The organism is Homoserinimonas sp., assembly GCF_056262345.1.
The window spans coordinates 1-2,765 of sequence record NZ_JBACFR010000310.1 but is presented as its reverse complement, the minus strand read 5'-3'; the positions used below and the strand labels follow the sequence as shown (position 1 = coordinate 2,765).

Annotated in this window: 3 protein-coding genes; all 3 read right to left on the bottom strand. The window is 65.7% G+C overall.

Annotated features, from left to right (window positions below; genetic code table 11):
* Nucleotides 1-181 precede the first annotated feature (181 nt).
* On the bottom strand, nt 182-1,198 hold the full coding sequence (gene rlmB, locus AC062T_RS14015; protein WP_476031040.1) for a 23S rRNA (guanosine(2251)-2'-O)-methyltransferase RlmB: 1,017 nt from the start codon (nt 1,196-1,198) through the stop codon (nt 182-184).
* Nucleotides 1,199-1,220: 22 nt separating this feature from the next.
* Nucleotides 1,221-2,642, bottom strand: coding sequence for a cysteine--tRNA ligase (gene cysS / locus AC062T_RS14010; protein ID WP_476031038.1), 1,422 nt, complete (start codon nt 2,640-2,642; stop codon nt 1,221-1,223).
* A 30-nt stretch (nt 2,643-2,672) separates the two neighbouring features.
* The coding region (locus tag AC062T_RS14005) for a 2-C-methyl-D-erythritol 2,4-cyclodiphosphate synthase (RefSeq protein ID WP_476031042.1) at nt 2,673-2,765 on the bottom strand (93 nt) is incomplete at its 5' end.

Genomic DNA, 2,765 nt, shown 5'->3' with positions numbered 1-2,765 from the left:
CTCCTACATCGACACGGTGCTGCGGCACCGCCGCGACGAGGCCACAATGTTTGATCCCGTCACGGGTGCCATCACCGTGCCGATTCAGATCATCCCAGACCAGGACATCGACTGGCGCGACCGGGTGTAGAAGAGCCCGGCGATCGTGACGATCGCCGGGCTCCCCCCACCTGCTGTGGTGTTACTTGCGCTTCTTGCCCTGCGCCCGCAGCTTTGAGATCTCATACAGGGTCACGGATGCGGCGATGCCAGCATTGAGCGACTCCGTTGCGGCGTTGATCGGAATCGACACAACCGCGTCACACGTCTCGGTAACCAGGCGCGAAAGGCCCTTGCCTTCGCTGCCGACGACAATGACGAGAGGCTCGTTGGCCCACGACAGGCCTGGTAGCTCAACGTCGCCTCCGCCATCAAGACCGAGCACAAAGACGCCGCGCTCCTTGAGCGCCTTGAGCGTCTGCGTCAGGTTGGATGCCATTGCCACGGGAGTGCGCGCCGCGGCACCGGCCGAGGTCTTCCACGCCGAGGCGGTGACGCCAACGGAACGACGCTGCGGAACAATGACGCCCTGGCCGCCGAACGCCGCGACCGAACGGATGATTGCACCCAGGTTTCGGGGGTCGGTGATGCCGTCGAGCGCCACCAGAAGAGGCGTCTGTCCGCGAGCGACGATCTTGTCAAACAGCTCGATGGGGTGCTCGTAGTTGTACGGAGGCACCTTGAGCGCAACACCCTGGTGCACCGAGTCGAAGCCGCCGAGCCGGTCGAGCTCGGGGCGCATCACCTCAAGCACGGGCAGGCCACGCTTGGTGGCCAGACCCATGATCTCCTTGACGCGGTCGTCATATTCGATGCGCGTCGCGATGTAGAGGGCGGTCGCCGGAATCTTGGCGCGCAGAGCCTCGAGCACCGAGTTGCGGCCGGTCACGACCTCGATATCGTCGTTCTGCTTGGGGCGCGACTGCTGACGGGGGCGCGGAGCATCCGTCGATGCCGGGCGACCGCCGCCACGCTTTTCGGCGAGACGGTCTTGGGCAATCTTGCGCTTGCCAGCGGGGTGGTACGGGCGATCCTCGGCCTTGGGGGTGGGCTTCTTGCCTTCGAGGGCCTGACGCCCCTGTCCGCCTGAGCCGACCTGAGGACCCTTGCGCGTCTTACGGACCGCTCCGGCCCGGGGCTTGTTGCCGCTGTTCTTCATGGGTTTTTCCCTAAATCAGTGTTTATGGCTGGCCCGCGAGGGACCAGTGCGGACCACTCGGGGTGTCCTCGATCTGGATGCCCGCCGCGGCGAGTTCGTCGCGAAGGCGGTCGGCCTCGGCAAAGTCTCGTCCCTCACGGGCAGCTGTGCGATCGGCGAGCAGTCGCTCGACGAGGGCCGAGAGCGCTGCGAGTGCGGGCTCATTTGCCGCAGTCTGCCACTCTACGGCCAGTGGGTTGATTCCGAGCACATCGGTCATCGCGATAACGGCGCCCGCAGCTCGCGCGCCAGCGACGAGATCTTCTGAATCGAAGGCCGCGTTGCCCGCCCGCACGGTCTCGTGCAGCACGCCGAGGGCCTGCGGCACAGAGAGATCGTCGTCCATCGCTTCGGCAAAAGCCTCGGGGATGTCCTGCACGATCTCCGAGACATAGCGAGTGGATGCGAGGCGCCGATGCGCGCGAGTGAGGAACACCTCAATGCGTTCAAGCGCCGCTTCTGCCTCGACGAGCACGCCATCGTGGTAGTCCATGGTCGACCGGTAGTGGGCAGAACCGAGGTAGTACCGAACGACCAGAGGGCTCGCCATCGAGAGCAGCTCGCTCGCAAAGATCGAGTTGCCGAGCGACTTGGACATCTTCTGGCCGTTCACATTGACCAGGCCGTTGTGCACCCAGTGCCGGGCGAATCCGTCGCCAGCCGCAGCGGACTGAGCCAGCTCGTTCTCGTGGTGGGGAAACCGCAGGTCGAGCCCGCCACCGTGAATGTCGAAGGTGGGGCCGAGGTAGCGCGACGACATCGCCGAGCACTCGATGTGCCAGCCGGGCCGGCCGTCACCCCACGGGGATGGCCAGCTCGCCGAGGCGGGTTCGCCCGACTTGTGGCCCTTCCATAGGGCAAAGTCGCGGGGGTCGCGCTTGCCGCGGGGATCGGCATCCGTGGCCGGGGCCATGTCGTCGAGCGCCTGGCGGGTCAGCTCGCCATAGTTCGCCCATGACGTGGTGCTGAAGTAAACGTCGCCGGAATCATCGCCCGCCGCGTAGGCGTGGCCTCGGTCGATGAGGCGCTGGATGATCTCTTGCATCTGCCCGATGCTCGCGGTGGCGCGGGGCTCATACGTGGGCGGCAGAACGCCGAGCGCGTTGTAGCCTGCCGTGAATTCGAGCTCGAACCGGTAGGCAAGCGCCCACCATTCCTCAGACTCACTCGCGTTCGCGAGGATCTTGTCGTCGATGTCGGTGACATTGCGCACGAGGGTCACGTCGAGGCCTCGCCAGGTGAGCCAGCGGCGCCACTGGTCGTACACGAGCGCCGAGCGCAGGTGCCCGATATGCGGCGACGACTGCACCGTGGGGCCGCACACGTAGAGCCCGACTTTTCCCGGTTCGAGGGGAACAAAGTCGACCAACTCCTGGGCACGGGAGTCGTAGAGGCGCACGGTCATACACCCCAGCTTATTCGAGGCAGGCTGAGGCTACCCGACCGACTGCACGAGAGCGGTCGCGATGGCGGTAACGCCCTCTCCCCTGCCCGTGAACCCCAGGCCGTCTGATGTTGTCGCCGAGAC

Excerpts from the sequence above, each read along its gene's own strand:
- rlmB (WP_476031040.1), bottom strand. The coding sequence starts at position 1,198 with ATGAAGAACAGCGGCAACAAGCCCCGGGCCGGAGCGGTCCGTAAGACG.
- cysS (WP_476031038.1), bottom strand. The coding sequence starts at position 2,642 with ATGACCGTGCGCCTCTACGACTCCCGTGCCCAGGAGTTGGTCGACTTT.